The following is a 17,789-nucleotide window of genomic DNA, read 5'->3' as shown; positions in this document are numbered from 1 at the left end:
CCTCACTCTTGAAAGGAATCCCATGCCGCAATCGACCCACACCCAGGACGCGCACATGGCGCTGAGCGCCCGTATCGTCACCGCCAAGGCCATGCGGGACCTGAGCTGGGCGCAGCTGGCCGAAGGCACGGGCCTGAGCGTGCCGTATGTGACGGCGGCCCTGCTGGGCCAGCACGCGCTGCCGAAGGCGGCCGCCTTCGCGGTGGCGCAGCGGCTCGGCCTGGACGCGGAGGCGGCAGCGCTGCTGCAAACCATCCCGCTGCGCGGCAGCATTCCGGGCGGCGTGCCGACCGATCCGACCATTTACCGCTTCTACGAAATGGTGCAGGTGTACGGCACCACGCTGAAGGCCCTGGTGCACGAGCAGTTCGGCGACGGCATCATCAGCGCCATCAACTTCAAGCTGGATATCCAGAAGGTGGACGACCCCGAGGGCGGCTCGCGCGCCATCATCACGCTGGACGGCAAATTCCTGCCGTATAAGCCGTTCTGAACACAAAAAAGCCCTGCGCCGTTTCCGGGGCAGGGCTTTCCTGATGAATCCTGGTGGTGATAGGTGGACTTGAACCACCGACCCCAGCATTATGAATGCTGTGCTCTAACCAACTGAGCTATATCACCGAAAGGTTGGTGGTGATAGGTGGACTTGAACCACCGACCCCAGCATTATGAATGCTGTGCTCTAACCAACTGAGCTATATCACCGCAACGGCCAGCATTATCGCGTTTTGGGCCGGGGGCTGTCAAGGAAACGGCGGAATTATTTTGCTGCAGGGCTGTTTTTGATGGCGATTACATAACTTCCGGGGTCAGCCCCCCCGGGGCTGACCCCGGGTGTTGATCGCGGCCAGCATGGTGCCGGCCGGGTCCGGCGCCAGGCAATCGATCACCGCGCGCTCCGGCATCGAGCGCAGCCAGGTCAGCTGGCGCTTGGCCAGCTGGCGCGTGGCGATGATGCCGGTCTCGCGCATGGTCTTGAAGTCGATGCTGCCGTCCAGGTATTCCCAGGCCTGGCGGTAGCCCACGCAGCGCATGGACGGCAGCCCGGGATGCAGGTCGCCACGGCGGCGCAGCTGGGCCACTTCGCTGATCAGGTCGCCATCCGGGCTTGCCTGCAGCATGATGTCGAAGCGGCGCGCGATGCGTTCGTGCAGCACGGCGCGGTCGGACGGCTCCAGCGCGAACGACAGCAGCTCGAACGGCAGCGCGGTCTTCTCGCGCAAGGCCAGCAGCTCCGACATCGGCTTGCCGCTCAGTGCGATGATCTCCAGCGCGCGCTGGATGCGCTGCGCGTCGTTCGGCGCCAGGCGGGCGGCGGTGGCGGGGTCTTGCTGGGCCAGGCGGGCGTGCATCGCCGGCCAGCCGTGGCGCGCGGCTTCGTCTTCCAGTGCGGCGCGTAGCGCCGGGTCGGCGCCGGGCAGGTCGTCCAGGCCGTCGGCCAGGCCTTTAAAGTACAGCATGGTGCCGCCCACCAGCAGCGGCAGCTTGCCGCGCGCGACGATCTGGTCCACCAGGCGCAGGGTGTCGCTGCGGAACTGGGCCACCGAGTAGGAGTCGAGCGGGTCGATGATGTCGATCAGGTGGTGCGGCGCGGCGGCGCGCTCCTCGCGCGTGGGCTTGGCGGTGCCGATGTCCATGCCGCGGTACACCAGCACCGAATCGACGGAGATGATTTCGGACGGGATCTGCTGCGCGATGGCCAGTGCGGCGGCGGTCTTGCCGCTGGCGGTGGGGCCCATGATGGCCACGGCCAGCGGCTTGGCGGCCGGCGGTTTGCTTGCTTGCGTCATGATGCTTTTTTTTTCGGTTACTGGCCGCGCAGGAACAGCTTGTCCAGCGCGTTGATTTCGACCTGCACCCAGGTCGGGCGGCCGTGGTTGCACTGGTCGGCGCGTTCGGTGCTTTCCATCTGGCGCAGCAGGGCGTTCATTTCCTGCACCGACAGGATGCGGTTGGCGCGCACGGCGGTGTGGCAGGCCAGGGTGCCGAGCAGCTCGTTGCGGCGCTCGATGAGCACGCGCGAGCCGCCGAATTCGCGCACGTCGCGCAGCACGTCGCGCGCCAGCGTCTGGGCGTCGGCGTTCTTCAGCAGGGCAGGCACGGTGCGCACCGCCAGGGTGGTGGGCGACAGGGCGGCGATGTCGAAGCCCAGCGAGTGCAGCGTTTCCTGGTGCTCTTGCGCGGTGCCCACTTCCACCGCGTCGGCGTAGAAGGTGACGGGGATCAGCAGCTGCTGCACTTGCATGTCCTGGCCGGACACTTGCGCGTCCAGCGCGTTTTTCAGCTGTTCGTACAAAATGCGCTCGTGCGCGGCGTGCATGTCCACCAGCACCAGGCCTTTGCTGTTTTGCGCCATGATGTAGATGCCGTGCAGCTGCGCCAGCGCGAAGCCGAGCGGGAATTCTTCGGCGGCCATGGCGGCCGAGGAGGCGATGTAGGGGGCGGCTTGGGGCAGGGCGTAGCCTGCGCCCGCTGCGCCTGCGCCGGACATGCCGCCGCCGAGGCCTGCGCCGCCCTGGCCGTTGCCGTCCGCGCCGCCGCTGCCGGCGCCATCGCCGCCATCAACACCGTAACTGGCGCGCGCGCCGAAGGCGCTGCCGCCGCTGAACAGGGCGCCGTAACGCTCCGTGCTCTGGGCCACGCCGCCGTGGTTGCCCGTGTCGCCGAACTGGCGCTGCGGCTGGCCGAACGGCGAGGCCGAGAAGGTCGGCTGGTAGTCGGGATTGAGGATGGAGCCGAACGAGGTCTGCTCCTGCGGGCGCCACGGCGCGGTGGCGGTCAGCCCGTCCGCCGCTGGCAGCGGCGAGGGTACGCTGCCGTGCGAGGTGGCCGAGGTCTGCGCCAGCGCGCGCTGCACCGCGTGGAACACAAACTGGTGCACCGCGCGGCTGTCGCGGAAGCGCACCTCGATCTTGGACGGGTGCACGTTCACGTCCACCAGCGCCGGGTCCAGGTCCAGCGCCAGCACGTAGGACGGGAAGCGGTCGCCGTGCAGCACGTCCTCGTAGGCAGCGCGCACCGCGTGCATCAGCACCTTGTCGCGCACGAAGCGGCCGTTGACGTAGAAGTACTGGCCGTCGGCGCGCGCCTTGGAAGCGGTGGGCAGGCCGGCGTAGCCGTGGATGCGCAGCGGGCCGGCGTTTTCGTCGATCGGCAGGCGCGCGGTGGCGAAATTCTCGCCCAGGATCTGCGCGCTGCGCTTGGCCATTTCGCCCACCATCCAGTGGTCCACGGTCTTGCCGTTGTGCGCCAGCGAGAACGCGACGTCCGGCCGCGCCAGCGCGATGCGGCGCACCACGTCGGCGCAGTGGCTGAATTCGGTCTGCTCGGACTTCAGGAACTTGCGGCGCGCCGGTGTGTTGAAATACAGGTCGCGCACGTCGATGGTGGTGCCGTGGGCGCCGGACGAGGGCGTGACGGTGCCCAGGTGCGAGCCGGTGATTTCCCAGGCGTGCGGCGCGTCGGCCGTGCGCGAGGTGAGCGTGACGGCGGCCACGGACGCGATGGAGGCCAGCGCCTCGCCGCGGAAGCCCAGCGTGTGCACGTTTTCCAGGTCGTCCAGCGAGGCGATCTTGGAGGTGGCGTGGCGCGCCAGCGCGAGCGGCATCTGCTCGGGGGCGATGCCGCGGCCGTTGTCGGTGATGGCGATGCGCTTGACGCCGCCTTCCTCCAGCCGCACGGTGATCTGGGTGGAGCCTGCGTCGAGCGCGTTCTCCAGCAATTCCTTGACCACCGCCGACGGCCGCTCCACCACCTCGCCGGCGGCGATCTGGGAAATCAACTGGTCGGGCAGGGCCTGGATGGGACGGTGTGGGGCGGGAGCGTTCATGCCGTGATTATAAAACACGGTGCTCCGGGAAATTAGTTGCCCAGTTAATTAACCCTGACCCCATTTTGTTTATTTGCCAACTTCGCGCACGGGGATGGTGACGTTGCACAGCTCGACGTAGCCGGCCGGGACCTTGGTCCACGGGCCGCCGCGGTTGCGCTGGGCTTCGGCCACGGCCTTGAAGCTGGCCGAGTCGGTGCGCATGACTTCGAGCTTGAGGCGCTCGGCTTCGGGCACGTCGGCCGCCAGCCGCACGGACTTGATCGGCGTGCGCTGCTCGGCCTTGTCATAGAAGCCGAGCGCGCCGCTGCCGCGCGGCAGCGAGGACAGCAGCGGCATGCCGGACACCACCCGGCCCACCACGGTGATGTTGCGGTCCAGGTGGCGCGGCGCGTGGCCGGTCACCGCGTACAGCGAACTGCCGTTGGCGCTGTCGCTGTCCACGTCGCGGCCCACGCCGACCATGCCGTAGCAGTGCGCCAGCCAGGCGCGCCCGGTTTTCGGGTCGCGCGCGGACGGGAAACCGTTCGAGTGGCCGACCTGGGCGGCATAGCCGTCGCGGTCGGGCAGCAGCGTGAATTGCTTGTCATTCGACAGCGGCACCGTGAATTCGCCCGGCAGCTTGGCCTTGGCGGCCTTGAAGGGGCGCGGGTTCTTTTCGTCCGGGTCGCCCCATTGGGCCACATAGTTGTCGTGCGAACGCAGCATGGCCAGGCCGTCGAAGTAGTGCTCGCGCACCAGGGCGCGGATGTTGGCGGCGTGCGCCGGGGCGAAGGCGGGCGCCAGTTCGATCACCACGCGGCCGGCGGGCAGGTCCATATACAGCGTGTGCTCCGGGTCCAGCGGGCGCCAGTCCGCCGCCCTGGAGGCTTGGACCACGTCGGCCACGGTGGGCCTGGGCGGGTTGGCCGGCTCGGCGGCCCGGACGGCCTGGGTGCACAGCACGGCCAGTGCCGGGATCGCCAGCACGGTTTTCGCTACGTTGTACGCATGCATCTATTGGTCTCCTGGTTTCTCATTTGCGAGTCGGGGAATTGTAATACCGGCATGCGCCCCCATACTGCAGGTGGGCAAAATTAAACCGTGACTACAATCTTGCACCGCTCAGTGTGGTGTATGATTCCGGCGCTACCGGCGTTACCTTTTTGGGATTTTTATGGAATTCATGCAATTACTGGACATGCTGGTGCATGTCGACAAGGCCCTGGACACCCTGATCGCCCATTACGGGGTGTGGATCTACGCGGTGCTGTTTTTCATCATTTTTAGTGAAACAGGCTTGGTCGTGCTGTTTTTCTTCCCTGGCGACACCCTGCTGTTCATCGCCGGCGCCTTGTGCGCCACCGGCCAGATGAACCTGCCGGTCCTGATCGCGCTGCTGATCACGGCGGCCGTCACCGGCAACACCGTCAATTACTGGATCGGCGAGGCCATCGGTCAACGGGTATTTACCCACGACTACCGCTGGCTGAACAAGGACGCGCTGCACCGCACGCATGAATTCTTCGAGAAGCACGGCGGCAAGACCATCATCCTGGCCCGCTTCATTCCCGTGGTGCGCACTTTCGCGCCCTTCGTGGCGGGCGTGTCGGACATGACCTTCAGCCGCTTCCAGCTGTACAACGTGACCGGCGCGGTGGCGTGGGTGGTGTCGCTGACCGTCGGCGGATATCTGTTTGGCAATATGCCTATCGTGCGCGACCACCTGACCACCATCGTCATGGTGGGCGTGGGCGCAGCCATCGTGCCGCTGATGCTGGGCGGCGCGTGGAAGCTGGGCCGCCGCGTGCTGGGCCGCTGACCGCGGCAATTGCAATACTAGTAATAATGGCAACAACGGCCGCAGCGCCATGCTGCGGCTGATTTCGTCCTGCACAGCTCAAGTTTTCCCCCTGTGCAACCGTTAAACCAGGTATGCATTTCTCATTCCTGGACTCCCATGCGTAACCTGATCGCCTTCAGTGCCAGCTGGCTTGCCATTGCGGCAGCGGGCGCCGCCGATCCTTCGCCTTATGCGCCGCCGTTGAGCAAGATGGCGCAGGCCAATATCAGCAACATCCGTCCGTCCAATCCGTCGCCTATCGGTCTTGGCGGCGCCAATGGCGCCAATGGCGCCGCTAGCGGGACCGCCAAGCCGGGCGCCAGGGCGCCTGCCGCGCCCAAGCTGAGCGAGCGCGAACGCGAGGAGCAGGCCGAAGCGGAACTGTCGGCCAAGATCGCCGAGCGCCTGGCGCAGATGCGCGCCAACCAGGCCGCGCGCGCCGCCGCCGCCGCCAAGGCCAGGAAGGATGCCGCGGCCAAGGCCGCGAAAATCGCCGCCATGCCGCCGCCGCGCGCCAACGGCACGCACTGGGCCTACGAGGGCGAATTCGGCCCGGCCAACTGGAGCAAGATCAACGCGGACTGGGCCAAGTGCGGCAGCGGCAACCGCCAGTCGCCGATCGATATCCGCGACGGCATGAAGGTGGACCTGGAGCAGATCACTTTCGATTACCGCCCGTCCGCCTTCAACGTGCAGGACAACGGCAAGACCGTGCAGGTGACCATGGGCGGCGGGAATTTCCTGTCGGTGGGCAACCGCATGTACGAGCTGGTGCAGTTCCATTTCCACCGGCCGTCGGAGGAGCGCATCAACGGCAAGGGTTTCGAGATGGTAATGCACCTGGTGCACAAGGACGGCGAGGGCCGCCTGGCGGTGCTGGCGCTGCTGCTGGAGCGCGGCAAGCCGCAGCCGGCCATCCAGACCGTGTGGAACAACCTGCCGCTGGAGAAGGGGGACGTGACGGCGCCCTCCATCGTGCTCGATCCGAACGACCTGCTGCCGCAGCGGCGCGACTATTTCACCTATATGGGATCGATCACGGAGCCGCCGTGCACCGAGAACGTGCTGTGGCTGGTGATGAAGGAGCCGGTGCAGGCGTCGCCGGCGCAGATGGCGCTGTTCAGCCGCCTGTATCCGCTCAATGCGCGCCCGATCCAGCCTGCATCGGGCCGCATCATCAAGGAATCGCAGTAATGGTGTGCAGGCCGGTCCATTCGGCGCCGGCTTTCAGCTCTTTCTGGTCCACGCGCGCCGGTTCGATGCAGACGAACTCGCGCCATTCGTGGTCGGCCATGTCGGTCAGCCTGGCCGCGTTTTCCGCGCCCGGGTTCCATACCACCCATTCCGAGAAGCCTTGCTGCTGCAGCAGCAGCTTGCTGACAGCGGTGTGCAGTTCCAGCTCCTGCGGCGCGGCGTAGATATTGTCCAGTGGCGGGCCGAAGGCGATGGGTCCGGGCTCCAGGCCGTGCAGCGCGCTTTTCAGGAAGTCGCCCGCCGCATAATAGGTGTGCAGCGCGCTGGCGAAGTCGAAACTGCTTTGTCCGGTATTGCGCACGTTGAAGCGCATCTGCAGCGCGTTGCCGCGCAGCGCGAAGCGCAGGCGCAGCGCGAAGTCGTGCGGCCAGCCGGCGGCCAGTTGCGCCGGCACGTCGGCCTGCGTCAGTTCGAATTCCACCTGCACGCCCTCCGCGTCGGCGCCATGCTCGCCCAGGCGCCAGCTGGACAAGCGCGCCAGGCCGTGGCGCTGGCCGTCGCCGCGCGTGGAGAACTGCGGGAAGATCACCGGCACGCCGCCGCGTATGGCCGCGCTGCCGTCCATCGGCGAGCATTCGCTCAGGAACAGGCGTTCCTTGCCCTCCGGCGTGGTCCACGACAGCAGGTGGGCGCCGAACAGCGTGATGATGGCCTGCGCGCCGTCGGGCGCGGTGACACGGATTGCCGGCAGCGCGCCGTAGGTGACGTGCTCGATTCCACTGTTGATCATGGATGTCCTTTAGGTGGTGCGGCTCTTGGCGAGCGGCGGATTCTTGGCGAAGTACTGGCGGATGCCTTTGACGACGGCGTCGGCCAGCTTGTCCTGGTAGCCGTTGTCTTTCAGCCTGGCTTCTTCTTCCGGGTTGGAGATGAAGGCGGTCTCGATCAGGATCGACGGAATGTCGGGCGCTTTCAGCACCGCGAAGCCGGCCTGCTCGACCGAGCCCTTGTGCAGGCGGTTGATGCCGCCGATCTCGCTCAGCACGGCCTTGCCCAGCTTCAGGCTGTCGTTGATCTGGGCCGTGGTGGACAGGTCGAACAGCACGCTGGCGAGCTGCTTGTCGTGCCCTTGCACGTTCACGCCGCCGATGTTGTCGGCGTCGTTTTCTTTGTTGGCCAGCCAGCGCGCCGCACTGGAACTGGCGCCTTTTTCGGACAGCACGAACACCGACGAACCGCGCGCGGACGGCTGCACGAAGGCGTCCGCGTGGATCGACACGAACAGGTCGGCCTGCACCTTGCGCGCCTTGTCGACCCGGGTGCCGAGCGGCACGAAGTAGTCGCCGTCGCGCGTCAGCATGACGCGGATGTTGGGATGCTGTTCCAGCTTGCCCTTGAGCCGCTTGGCGATGGCCAGCACGATGTCCTTTTCGCGCGAGCCGCTGGAGCCGATGGCGCCGGGGTCTTCGCCGCCGTGGCCGGGGTCGAGCGCGATGGTGATCATGCGCGCCACCTTCTGGCCCGGCAGGGGCTTGGCCTGCGGCAGCGGTTCACGCGTTTCCGGTTTGGCCTCGGGCCTGGCGTCCGGATGCGCGGCGGCGATCTCGGTCTTCTGCGCGGCCGCTTCGGCCTTTGCCTCGGCCTTGATCTCGGCGCGCGCCTCGGCCTTCGCCTGCGCGGCCTGCGTGGCCTGGCTGGCCTGCACGCCGGTGCCGGGGGAACCCGGAGCGCCGGGGACAGGTGTGGCGGCGGCGGGAACTGCGGGCGCGGTGGCGATGGCCTCGCCCGCCGGCAGCGCCGGCGCGTCGCTCCAGTCGCCTTTTTCTATCATGGCGGCAATGGGATCGAGCGCGTTGACCGGGTACAGGTCGAAGATCAGGCGGTGCTTGTACTGGCCGGCCGGCGCCAGCGCGAACACCTGCGGCGTCACTTCCTCTTTCAGGTCGAACACCAGCCGCACCACGTTGGGCCGGTTCTGGCCCACGCGCACCTGGCGGATGTAGGGGTCGTTCGACTGGATCTTGGCGACCAGCGACTTCAGCGTGGGATTGAGCTCCAGGCCTTCGATGTCCACCACCAGGCGCTCGGGGTCCTTCACCACGAAGTGGGTGGCCTTCAGGTTGGAATCGTTCTCCAGGGTGACGCGGGTGTAGTCCGCGGCGGGCCACACGCGCACCGCCAGGATCTGGGCGGCGCGCGCCGACAGCGGCGCCATGACCGACAGCAGCAGGGCGCTGCCGGCGCGCAGTACCGTGCGCCGGTGGCGGGACTTTACATGTTCGGTGCGAATTTGAGGCGTTGCAGGCATGACAGACCTAAAGCGGAGGACGCTTGCAATTCTACATCACGTCCTTCGCCAGCCACAGCCAAGAATATATGCAGGTCCGGCGGCGGCAGCACCGGGTCGGCTTTCTCGGGCCATTCCACGATGCAGATGTTGTTGCCGTTGAAGTCCTCGCGGAAGCCGGCGTCGAGGAATTCCTCGGGGCTGCTCATGCGGTACAGGTCGAAGTGGATCACGTTGACGGCGCGGCCGTCGAGCTGCACGCTGTACGGTTCGGACAGCGTGTAGGTGGGGCTTTTCACATTGCCCTGGTGGCCGGCCGCGTGCAGCAGCGCGCGGGTGAGGGCGGTTTTGCCCGCGCCCAGGTCGCCGTGCAGGTAGATCGCCATGCCCGGCAGGAGCGCGCGCGACAGGGCCGCGCCCAGGGCGGCGGTGCCGGCTTCGTCGTGGAGGTGGGATTTAAAGTGCTGCATCGCATAAAATGTGGGTTGTAAACCGTTGCATTGTATAGCCGATCACACTTGTGCCGACACTTCCTGCCCACCTCAATTTAGACGAACTTGCCCGTTCCATCAAGGAGTGGGGCATGGAGCTGGGCTTTGCCGAAGTGCGCGTGGCCGATATCGACCTGTCGGCCCAGGAGGCGGGCCTGCAAGCCTGGCTGGACGCCGGCATGCACGGTGAAATGGACTATATGGCCAGCCACGGCATGAAGCGCGCCCGCCCGGACGAGCTGGTGCCGGGCACGGTGCGCGTGATCACCGCGCGCATGAACTACCTGCCCGGGTCGCTGGACGCAGATTGGCGCGAACGCGAGGCCGCGCGCATTGCCGATCCATCGGCGGCCGTAATTTCGGTCTATGCGCGCGGCCGCGACTACCACAAGGTGCTGCGCGCGCGGCTGCAGCAGCTGGCCGACCGCATCAAGGGCGCCGTGGGCGACTTCGGCTACCGCGTGTTTACCGATTCGGCGCCGGTGATGGAGCTGCCGCTGGCCGAGAAGTCCGGCCTGGGCTGGCGCGGCAAGCACACCTTGCTGATCAACCGCAGCGCCGGCTCCATGTTCTTCATGGGTGAAATCCTGGTCGACCTGCCGCTGCCGGTGGACGAACCGGCCGGCGCCCACTGCGGCCAGTGCAGCGCCTGCATCACGGCGTGTCCCACGCAGGCCATCCTCGGCCCGGGCCGGCTGGACGCGCGCCGCTGCATTTCCTACCTGACCATCGAACTGAAGAACGCGATACCGGAGGAGATGCGGCCCCTGATCGGCAACCGCGTGTACGGCTGCGACGACTGCCAGACCGCCTGCCCGTGGAACAAGTTCGCCCAGCGCGCCACCCTGCCGGATTTCGACGAGCGGCACGGCCTGGGCAGCGCCGGCATGGTGGCGCTGTTCGGCTGGAGCGAGGAGGAATTTAACCGCAAGATGGAGGGCAGTCCGATCCGCCGCATCGGCCATGAGCGCTGGCTGCGCAATATCGCGGTCGGACTGGGCAACGCGGCGGCGGCCGGCGCGCGGGGCGACCCCGTCATCGTGGCCGCGCTGCAGGCGCGCCGCGCGCACCCCTCGGCGCTGGTGCGCGAGCACGTTGAATGGGCGCTGGCGCTGCATGGCTAGCGGGCGCCACGCGGCACGCGCCAGGCAGCAGGGGCGGCGGGGTCAGGGCGCGTCGGTCGGCGCGTTGCCCGCTGCGGCGCCGGGCGCCACGGGATTGCCGAAGATCTGACGGTAGCTGGCGTAGAAGGCGCAGTGGAACAGCACCGAGAACAGCACCAGCACGATTTGCATCACCATGACGAACAGGGTGGGGCTGCCGCCGAACAGCGCGCCGACGATTTGCGACAGCAGCAGCATCAGGCCGAACTGGCTGACGGCAAACACCACGAAGGTCTTGAAGGCGCGCAGCACGCCGAAGAAGCTGTAGAAGATGGATTTGCCCACGCCCATGTTCTGGAAGTAGATCAGCGGCGCGGCGAAGCAGAAGGCCATGGCGGCCGGCAGGCCGATCGCCAGGATCAGCAGCAGCGCGCTGCCCAGGCTGGCGTCGCGCGCTTCGGCCGAGTCATGCGCAATCTTGCCGGTCAACAGCTTGACCAGCATGCCGTCGCTGACCAGCGAGGCCATGCCGATGGCCAGCGCGGCGGCCGACAGGTACAGCAGCCCGACCGCCACCAGCTTGGGCAGGGCCGGCTTGCGGAAGCCCGACAGCAGCAGCGCCGGCACCACCCGCTTGCCCTGCTCGACGTCGGCGCAGGCCTGCATGAAGGCCACCGAGAACGCCGGGATCAGCACAATGGCGGCCAGCTGGCCAATCATGGGCACGATGCTGAGCACCAGGTTCAGCATGGCGTACAGCATGGCCAGCGAGGTCAGGCTGCCAGGCTGCTGCCTGAACAAATCAAAGCCCTGTTTGATCCAGAGCCAGCCGGTGCTTGCGGGGAGTTTGCCCATGTCGGTTTTTCAGTACAGTGCGGGTGCCGCAACGGCGATGCGCTCGCGCAGGATGCGTTCAAAGTGGGTCGGATCGTGCGGCGTCAGCATTTCCGCTTCGCGCGGCAGGTGCAGGTCGTACAGGCGCGACAGCCAGAAGCGCAGCGCGCCGGCGCGCAGCATCGGCTGCCAGGCGGTCTGTTCGGCTGCCGTGAAGGGGCGCACCGCGTGGTAGGCGTCCAGCATGGCGCGCACGCGGGCCGTGTCCAGCACGCCGGTGTCGAGGTCGATGCACCAGTCGTTGACCGTCACGGCCACGTCGAACAGCCAGCTGTCGCAGCCGGCGAAGTAGAAGTCGAAGAAGCCGGTGAGCTTGTCGCCGTCGAACATCACGTTGTTGCGGAACAGGTCGGCGTGCACCGGACCTTGTTGCAGCAGCTTGTAGGTGCCGCAGCCGTAGAACGCTTCCTGGAAATGCATTTCGGCGCGCAGCAGGTGCGCTTCGGACTCGCTCAGGAAGGGCAGCACTTGCGGCGTGGCCCAGTTCCACCAGTCCAGGCCGCGCAGGTTGGGCTGCTGCGCCGGGTAGTCCAGCGCCGCCACATGCATCCTGGCCAGCATGGCGCCCACCTCGGCGCAATGCACCGGCTGCGGGTCCATCTGCGACTTGCCCACCAGCTTGGTGACGATAGACGCGGGCTTGCCGTGCAGGGCCGTGACCAGCTCGCCGCCGGCATTGGCGATCGGCGCGGGCACGGCCACGCCCCGGTCGGCCAGATGGCGCATCAGGTTCAAATAAAAGGGAAGTTGCTCGAAAGACAGGTTCTCGAATATCGTGAGGACGTATTCGCCGCTCTCGGTAGTGAGGAAGAAGTTACTGTTTTCGATGCCGGAAGCGATGCCTTTGATCGCAACCGGTTTGCCGAGGGGAAATTGCGTGATCCACTGGCGGACGTCATCCAGGCTGACCGGGGTAAAAACTGCCATGAGAAGCGAATATGATTGAAATTAAGCTGCGGGAGCAAGAAGCCGGTGACTCAGCGCATGCTCAGCGTTTCGCTGGCGGAGGCGGCGGGGCCGGCGTGTCGTCGGCCGCCTCGTCTTCCTTCTGCTTGGTCTTCTTCTTGCCGATGTCGAATTCCATCACGGTCCACTGCGGTCCGCGGTTGGCCTGGCCGGCGGCGTCGCCGGGCAGGGCCGTGGTGCTGGTGGTGTTTTGCGCCTTGACGGTGTAGGTGCTGGGGCCGCTCTTGACCTTGGCCTCGGTGACCCGGCCGCCTTCGCGTTTTTCCGTGACTTTGCGTTCGTTGGCCGGCTTGGTGGTAACCGTGATCGGCGTGTCAACTTCTTCGATTTTGTCGAGTTTCGGGGGCGCGGCCGAAGGCGTTTGAGCCTGGGCGACGCTGCTCAGGGCGAGAATGAGGACTGGCCAGATTGTGGATGCACGCATGATGTATACCGCCCTGTTAGATGAATTGCTAGATTCCGTATGTGCCCATTGTAACAAACCGACACGGTTCCGGTTTTAAAATAGTCTGCGATAATGGCCGACTCCATTGTTATAACGCCGGAACGCTTAATTTTCTTATATGCAAAAGACCCTGCTGCTGGTTGACGGTTCCAGCTACCTCTACCGAGCCTTCCACGCGCTGCCCGACCTGCGCAGCCCGGACGGCCATCCGACCGGCGCCATGCACGGCATGGTCAACATGCTGCGCCGCCTGCGCGCCGACTTCCCCGCCGCCTACATCGCCTGCGTGTTCGACGCCAAGGGCAAGACCTTCCGCGACGATCTGTACCCCGAGTACAAGGCCACGCGCGCGTCCATGCCGGACGACCTGCGCCTGCAGATCGAACCCATCCACGAGGCCGTGCGCGCCATGGGCTGGCCGATCCTGATGGTCGAAGGCGTGGAGGCGGACGACGTGATCGGCACGCTGTGCGTGGATGCGGTCAAGGCCGGCCTGGACGTGGTGGTGTCGACCGGCGACAAGGACCTGGCGCAGCTGGTCAATCCGCACGTCATGCTGATCAACACCATGACCAACGAGAAGATGGACGAGCCGGGCGTGCTGGCCAAGTTCGGCGTGCCGCCGAACCGCATCATCGACTACCTGACCCTGATCGGCGACACCGTCGACAACGTGCCGGGCGTGGCCAAGTGCGGCCCGAAAACCGCGCTCAAGTGGCTCACCGCCTATGACAGCCTGGACGGCGTGATGGCCAACGCGGACAAGATCACCGGCGCCGTCGGCGAGAACCTGCGCACCGCGCTGCCATGGCTGCCGAAGGGCCGCGAGCTGATCACCGTGAAGACCGACTGCGACCTGAGCGCGCACATGATGTCGATTTCCGAATCGCTGGTGGCCAAGGGCGAGGACAAGGAGTCGCTGCTGGCCTTCTTCGGCAAATACGGCTTCAAGACGCTGCTGCGGGAACTGGGCGGCTTGACGCCGGCCGCGCCCATCGGCGCCGGCGGCGCGGGCGCACCGTCCGCCGCCACCGGCGCCGGCGCGGCCGCGGCGCCAGCGGGCGCCATCGCCGCCGGCGGCGCCAACGGCGACCTGTTCGCCGCCGCCAGCGCGCCGGCCAGCGTCCACTACGAGACCGTGCTGACCGAGGCGGACCTGGACAAATGGATCGCCCGCATCGACGCCGCCGGGCTGACGGCGGTGGACACGGAAACCACCTCGCTGGAGCCGATGACGGCGCAGATGGTCGGCATTTCGCTGGCCACCGAGCCGGGCGTGGCCTGCTATATCCCGGTGGCGCACAGCTACCAGGGCGTGCCCGAGCAGCTCAGCCGCGAACTGGTGCTGGAAAAGCTCAGGCCCTGGCTGGAGGACGGCGCCAAGCCCAAGGTCGGCCAGAACCTGAAGTACGACGCGCACATCTTCGCCAACCACGGCGTGGCCCTGCGCGGCATCGTGCACGACACGCTGCTGCAGTCCTACGTGTTCGAATCGCACCGCACGCACGACATGGACAGCCTGGCGCTGCGCCACCTGAACCACACCACCATCCCGTTCGTGGACGTGTGCGGCAAGGGCGCCAAGCAGATCACCTTCGACCAGGTGGAAATCGGCCGCGCCACCGAATACGCGGCGGAAGACGCCGACATCACGCTGCGGCTGCACCTGGCCATGCACGGCAACGTCTCGGCCGACGAGAAGCTGACCCGCATCTACAGCAAGATCGAACTGCCAACCGCCATCGTGCTGCAAAAGATCGAACGCAACGGCGTGATGATCGACGCGGCGCTGCTGAAGATCCAGTCGGAGGAGCTGGGCGCGCGCATCGTGGAACTGGAAGCGAAGGCGCACGAGCTGGCCGAGCAGCCGTTCAACCTGGGCTCGCCCAAGCAGATCGGCGAGATCTTCTTCGAGAAGCTGAAGCTGCCGGTGGTGAAAAAGACGCCCAGCGGCGCCCCGTCCACCGACGAGGAAGTGCTGCAGAAGCTGGCCGAGGACTATCCCTTGCCGAAAGTGCTGCTGGAATACCGCGGCATGGCCAAGCTGAAGTCCACCTATACCGACAAGCTGCCGCTGATGATCAACAAGGCCACCGGCCGCGTGCACACCAACTACGCACAGGCGGTGGCGGTGACGGGGCGCCTGGCGTCGAACGATCCGAACCTGCAGAACATCCCGATCCGCACCGCCGAAGGGCGGCGCATCCGGGAAGCCTTCGTGGCGCCGCCGGGCAGCCATATCGTGTCGGCCGACTATTCGCAGATCGAGCTGCGCATCATGGCGCACATCTCGGAGGACGCGAACATGCTGCGCGCCTTCGCCGAAGGCGAGGACATCCACCGCGCCACCGCCGCCGAGATCTTCGGCGTGGCGCCGGCCGACGTGACCAGCGAACAGCGCCGCTACGCCAAGGTGATCAATTTCGGCCTGATCTACGGCATGAGCGCCTTCGGCCTGGCCTCCAACCTGGGTATCGACCGCGCCGCCGCGCAGAACTACATCGACCGCTACTTCGCGCGCTTCTCCGGCGTGAAGGCCTACATGGACGACACCCGCCTGCAGGCCAAGGCCAAGGGCTACGTGGAAACCGTGTTCGGCCGCCGCCTCTGGCTGCCGGAGATCAATTCGCCGAACGGCCCGCGCCGCCAGGGCGCCGAGCGCGCGGCGATCAACGCGCCGATGCAGGGCACGGCGGCCGACCTGATCAAGCTGGCCATGATCGCGGTGCAGGACTGGCTGGAGAAGGATGGCCTGAAAACCCGCATGATCATGCAGGTGCACGACGAACTGGTGCTGGAAGTGCCGGACGAGGAGCTGGCGCTGGTGCGCGAAAAGCTGCCGCAGCTGATGGCCGGCGTGGCGCAGTTGAAGGTGCCGCTGCTGGCGGAAGTCGGCGTGGGCAAGAACTGGGAGGAGGCTCACTAAGTGGGCCTGCGCGGGATTTATTCACCAACAGGAGGGGACTGATGAAAGATTTGTTGAACGACGCAGCAAGCCTGAACGACAAGCACCTGAGCGACGGCGTGGCCCGCCGCGACTTCCTGAAAGTGGCCCTCGGCACCGGCTTTGCGGCCGCCGCGCTGCCGGTGGTGGCGCAGAACGTCGTCAAGACCGACACCGACGGCCTGACCGCCGGCACCGTCACGGTCACCGTGAACGGCACCGCCGTGCCGGTATACCGCGCGCAGCCGGCCGGCAAGACCGGCCTGCCGGTGATCCTGGTGATCTCCGAGATCTTCGGCGTGCACGAGCACATCGCCGACGTGGCGCGCCGCTTCGCCAAGCTGGGCTATCTGGCGCTGGCGCCGGACCTGTTCGTGCGCCAGGGCGACGCCACCAAGGCGCCGTCGCAGGCCGAACTGATGAAGAACATCGTCGGCAAGACGCCGGACGCCGAGGTGCACGCCGACCTGGACGCCGTGGTGGCCTGGGCCAAGGCCAACGGCGGCAACACCGACAAGCTGGGCATCACCGGCTTCTGCTGGGGCGGCCGCCAGACCTGGCTGTACACCGCGCACAATCCGAATGTGAAGGCCGGCGTGGCCTGGTACGGCCGCGTGGTGGGCGAGAAAACCGCCATCAGCCCGCTGCACCCGGTCGACGTGGCCGACAAGATCAAGGCGCCGGTGCTGGGCCTGTACGGCGCCAAGGACACCGGCATCCCGGTCGAATCGCTGGACAAGCTGAAGGCGGCGCTGGCGGCCGCCGGCAACACCGGGTCCACCATCGTGGTCTATCCCAATTCGGGCCACGCCTTCCACGCCGACTACCGTCCCAGCTACAACGAAGCCGACGCCAAGGACGGTTTTGCGCGCGCCGTGGCCTGGTTCAAGGCCAACGGCGTTGCATAACTGAGCAGAAAATCGGGCCGGGCGGTAAAATGCCCGGTTTGCGCCGGCATTCAGGCGCGGAACGCAGCAGGCGCCGGGCCCCGGCTGCGTTTCCTGGTAGTGCTCAAGAGGCAATAAAATCGATTCCACACTCATTTCCATCCTGCTGGCCACCACCATCGGCGGCGTGATCAGCCTGACGGCTGCGGCCGTTTTCTCGTTTACCTTGCTGTCCAAGGTGGTCGAGCGCATGGTCAGCCTGTCGGTCGGCATCATGCTGTCCACGTCGCTGCTGCACGCGCTGCCGGAGGCGTTTGAATCGAGTGCGGATCCGCGCACCCTGTTTGCCACCCTGCTGGGCGGCTTGCTGGCCTTCTTCATGCTGGAAAAGCTGGCCATCCTGCGCCACTCGCACCACCACGAGCACGACGGCCATCACCACCACCACGGACATGACAAGCGCGAAGCCGGCAAGGCCGGCTGGATGATCCTGGTGGGCGACGGCATGCACAACTTCACCGACGGCATCCTGATCGCGGCGGCTTTCCTGGCCGATCCGGGCCTGGGGCTGGTGACCGGCGTGGCCATCATCGCGCACGAGATCCCGCAGGAGATCGGCGACTTCATCGTGCTGCTGAACGCCGGCTTCTCGCGCACGCGCGCCTATGTCTACAATCTGCTGTGCAGCATGATGGCGATCGCCGGCGGCCTGCTGGGCTACTATACGCTGGACCAGGCCAGCAACCTGATTCCCTACGTGCTGGTGTTCGCCTCGTCCGGCTTCATCTACATCGCCGTGAGCGACCTGATGCCGCAGATGCAGCGCCGTGCCACGCTGCGCGAGACCATCCCGCAAGTACTGCTGATCGCCGCCGGCGTCGGCATCGTGCTGTTCCTCACCGCGCAGCGCCACTGAGCGGCCGCCAG

At 66.5% G+C, this 17,789-nt stretch carries 16 protein-coding genes and 2 tRNA genes; 7 read left to right on the top strand and 11 right to left on the bottom strand.

Going from position 1 to position 17,789, the window contains the following annotated elements:
• The first annotated feature begins 22 nt into the window (after positions 1–22).
• Positions 23–493: a cyanase gene (cynS, locus tag AC6H42_RS17560; protein ID WP_057153220.1), complete on the top strand. Its 471-nt coding sequence runs from the start codon at positions 23–25 to the stop codon at positions 491–493.
• A 51-nt stretch (positions 494–544) separates the two neighbouring features.
• On the opposite strand, the gene AC6H42_RS17555 is transcribed toward cynS, so the two are convergent.
• The 5 genes from AC6H42_RS17555 to AC6H42_RS17535 form a co-directional block, all read right to left on the bottom strand.
• Positions 545–621, bottom strand: a tRNA-Met gene (locus AC6H42_RS17555).
• 7 nt (positions 622–628) lie between these two features.
• Positions 629–705, bottom strand: a tRNA-Met gene (locus tag AC6H42_RS17550).
• Between the two features lie 104 nt (positions 706–809).
• Complete coding sequence (miaA, locus tag AC6H42_RS17545) at positions 810–1,790, bottom strand: tRNA (adenosine(37)-N6)-dimethylallyltransferase MiaA (protein WP_497548591.1); 981 nt, start codon at positions 1,788–1,790, stop codon at positions 810–812.
• A 17-nt stretch (positions 1,791–1,807) separates the two neighbouring features.
• Complete coding sequence (gene mutL, locus AC6H42_RS17540; protein WP_497548590.1) at positions 1,808–3,829, bottom strand: DNA mismatch repair endonuclease MutL; 2,022 nt, start codon at positions 3,827–3,829, stop codon at positions 1,808–1,810.
• Between the two features lie 69 nt (positions 3,830–3,898).
• Positions 3,899–4,825 (bottom strand): peptidylprolyl isomerase, encoded by a 927-nt coding sequence (locus tag AC6H42_RS17535; RefSeq protein ID WP_057153222.1) that lies wholly within the window; start codon positions 4,823–4,825, stop codon positions 3,899–3,901.
• A 160-nt stretch (positions 4,826–4,985) separates the two neighbouring features.
• Here AC6H42_RS17535 and AC6H42_RS17530 point away from each other — a divergent pair, with 160 nt between their 5' ends.
• The gene (locus AC6H42_RS17530; protein WP_057153223.1) at positions 4,986–5,630 is read left to right on the top strand and encodes a VTT domain-containing protein; all 645 of its coding nucleotides are present in this window, start codon (positions 4,986–4,988) and stop codon (positions 5,628–5,630) included.
• A gap of 138 nt (positions 5,631–5,768) precedes the next feature.
• On the top strand, positions 5,769–6,845 hold the full coding sequence (locus AC6H42_RS17525; protein ID WP_057153224.1) for a carbonic anhydrase: 1,077 nt from the start codon (positions 5,769–5,771) through the stop codon (positions 6,843–6,845).
• Here the strand turns inward: AC6H42_RS17525 and AC6H42_RS17520 are convergent.
• The 3 genes from AC6H42_RS17520 to tsaE are packed head-to-tail and all read right to left on the bottom strand — an operon-like array spanning position 6,829 to position 9,602.
• Positions 6,829–7,635 carry a D-hexose-6-phosphate mutarotase gene (locus tag AC6H42_RS17520; protein ID WP_497548589.1) on the bottom strand — a complete coding sequence of 269 codons (807 nt, stop codon included), beginning with the start codon at positions 7,633–7,635 and terminating at the stop codon, positions 6,829–6,831. The two genes, AC6H42_RS17525 and AC6H42_RS17520, sit on opposite strands and share 17 nt — an antisense overlap.
• A 9-nt stretch (positions 7,636–7,644) precedes the next feature.
• A complete protein-coding gene (locus tag AC6H42_RS17515; RefSeq protein ID WP_497548588.1) occupies positions 7,645–9,153 on the bottom strand; it encodes an N-acetylmuramoyl-L-alanine amidase in 1,509 nt (502 codons plus the stop codon).
• Entirely contained in the window at positions 9,117–9,602 is a 486-nt protein-coding gene (gene tsaE, locus AC6H42_RS17510; RefSeq protein WP_497548587.1) for a tRNA (adenosine(37)-N6)-threonylcarbamoyltransferase complex ATPase subunit type 1 TsaE, read from the bottom strand. The genes AC6H42_RS17515 and tsaE overlap by 37 nt, the downstream gene beginning before the upstream one ends.
• A 50-nt stretch (positions 9,603–9,652) precedes the next feature.
• On the opposite strand from tsaE, the gene queG reads away from it, so the two are divergent.
• On the top strand, positions 9,653–10,747 hold the full coding sequence (gene queG / locus AC6H42_RS17505; protein ID WP_497548586.1) for a tRNA epoxyqueuosine(34) reductase QueG: 1,095 nt from the start codon (positions 9,653–9,655) through the stop codon (positions 10,745–10,747).
• Positions 10,748–10,789: 42 nt separating this feature from the next.
• Here the strand turns inward: queG and AC6H42_RS17500 are convergent, their stop codons facing one another.
• The 3 genes from AC6H42_RS17500 to AC6H42_RS17490 form a co-directional block, all read right to left on the bottom strand.
• On the bottom strand, positions 10,790–11,581 hold the full coding sequence (locus AC6H42_RS17500; protein ID WP_497548585.1) for a BPSS1780 family membrane protein: 792 nt from the start codon (positions 11,579–11,581) through the stop codon (positions 10,790–10,792).
• Between the two features lie 9 nt (positions 11,582–11,590).
• Positions 11,591–12,547 carry a homoserine kinase gene (locus AC6H42_RS17495; protein ID WP_057153230.1) on the bottom strand — a complete coding sequence of 319 codons (957 nt, stop codon included), beginning with the start codon at positions 12,545–12,547 and terminating at the stop codon, positions 11,591–11,593.
• Positions 12,548–12,608: 61 nt separating this feature from the next.
• Positions 12,609–13,010: a hypothetical protein gene (locus AC6H42_RS17490; protein ID WP_229418037.1), complete on the bottom strand. Its 402-nt coding sequence runs from the start codon at positions 13,008–13,010 to the stop codon at positions 12,609–12,611.
• Positions 13,011–13,149: 139 nt separating this feature from the next.
• Between AC6H42_RS17490 and polA the strand changes: the two genes are divergently transcribed.
• From polA to AC6H42_RS17475, 3 genes are all read left to right on the top strand, one after another.
• Positions 13,150–15,957 carry a DNA polymerase I gene (polA, locus tag AC6H42_RS17485; protein ID WP_497548584.1) on the top strand — a complete coding sequence of 936 codons (2,808 nt, stop codon included), beginning with the start codon at positions 13,150–13,152 and terminating at the stop codon, positions 15,955–15,957.
• A gap of 41 nt (positions 15,958–15,998) precedes the next feature.
• Positions 15,999–16,883, top strand: a complete 885-nt coding sequence (locus AC6H42_RS17480; RefSeq protein WP_057153232.1) for a dienelactone hydrolase family protein — start codon at positions 15,999–16,001, stop codon at positions 16,881–16,883.
• A 142-nt stretch (positions 16,884–17,025) separates the two neighbouring features.
• Positions 17,026–17,778, top strand: a complete 753-nt coding sequence (locus AC6H42_RS17475) for a ZIP family metal transporter (protein WP_497548629.1) — start codon at positions 17,026–17,028, stop codon at positions 17,776–17,778.
• The last annotated feature ends 11 nt before the right edge of the window (positions 17,779–17,789 follow it).

This window comes from Massilia sp. NBRC 108631 (assembly GCF_059704565.1).
The sequence above is the reverse complement of the archived record's forward strand: the minus strand, read 5'-3'. Positions and strand labels throughout refer to the sequence as shown.

Coding starts and splice junctions, on each gene's coding strand:
- cynS (WP_057153220.1), top strand. CDS start 23: ATGCCGCAATCGACCCACACCCAGGACGCGCACATGGCGCTGAGCGCC.
- miaA (WP_497548591.1), bottom strand. CDS start 1,790: ATGACGCAAGCAAGCAAACCGCCGGCCGCCAAGCCGCTGGCCGTGGCC.
- mutL (WP_497548590.1), bottom strand. CDS start 3,829: ATGAACGCTCCCGCCCCACACCGTCCCATCCAGGCCCTGCCCGACCAG.
- AC6H42_RS17535 (WP_057153222.1), bottom strand. CDS start 4,825: ATGCATGCGTACAACGTAGCGAAAACCGTGCTGGCGATCCCGGCACTG.
- AC6H42_RS17530 (WP_057153223.1), top strand. CDS start 4,986: ATGGAATTCATGCAATTACTGGACATGCTGGTGCATGTCGACAAGGCC.
- AC6H42_RS17525 (WP_057153224.1), top strand. CDS start 5,769: ATGCGTAACCTGATCGCCTTCAGTGCCAGCTGGCTTGCCATTGCGGCA.
- AC6H42_RS17520 (WP_497548589.1), bottom strand. CDS start 7,635: ATGATCAACAGTGGAATCGAGCACGTCACCTACGGCGCGCTGCCGGCA.
- AC6H42_RS17515 (WP_497548588.1), bottom strand. CDS start 9,153: ATGCCTGCAACGCCTCAAATTCGCACCGAACATGTAAAGTCCCGCCAC.
- tsaE (WP_497548587.1), bottom strand. CDS start 9,602: ATGCAGCACTTTAAATCCCACCTCCACGACGAAGCCGGCACCGCCGCC.
- AC6H42_RS17500 (WP_497548585.1), bottom strand. CDS start 11,581: ATGGGCAAACTCCCCGCAAGCACCGGCTGGCTCTGGATCAAACAGGGC.
- AC6H42_RS17495 (WP_057153230.1), bottom strand. CDS start 12,547: ATGGCAGTTTTTACCCCGGTCAGCCTGGATGACGTCCGCCAGTGGATC.
- AC6H42_RS17490 (WP_229418037.1), bottom strand. CDS start 13,010: ATGCGTGCATCCACAATCTGGCCAGTCCTCATTCTCGCCCTGAGCAGC.
- polA (WP_497548584.1), top strand. CDS start 13,150: ATGCAAAAGACCCTGCTGCTGGTTGACGGTTCCAGCTACCTCTACCGA.
- AC6H42_RS17480 (WP_057153232.1), top strand. CDS start 15,999: ATGAAAGATTTGTTGAACGACGCAGCAAGCCTGAACGACAAGCACCTG.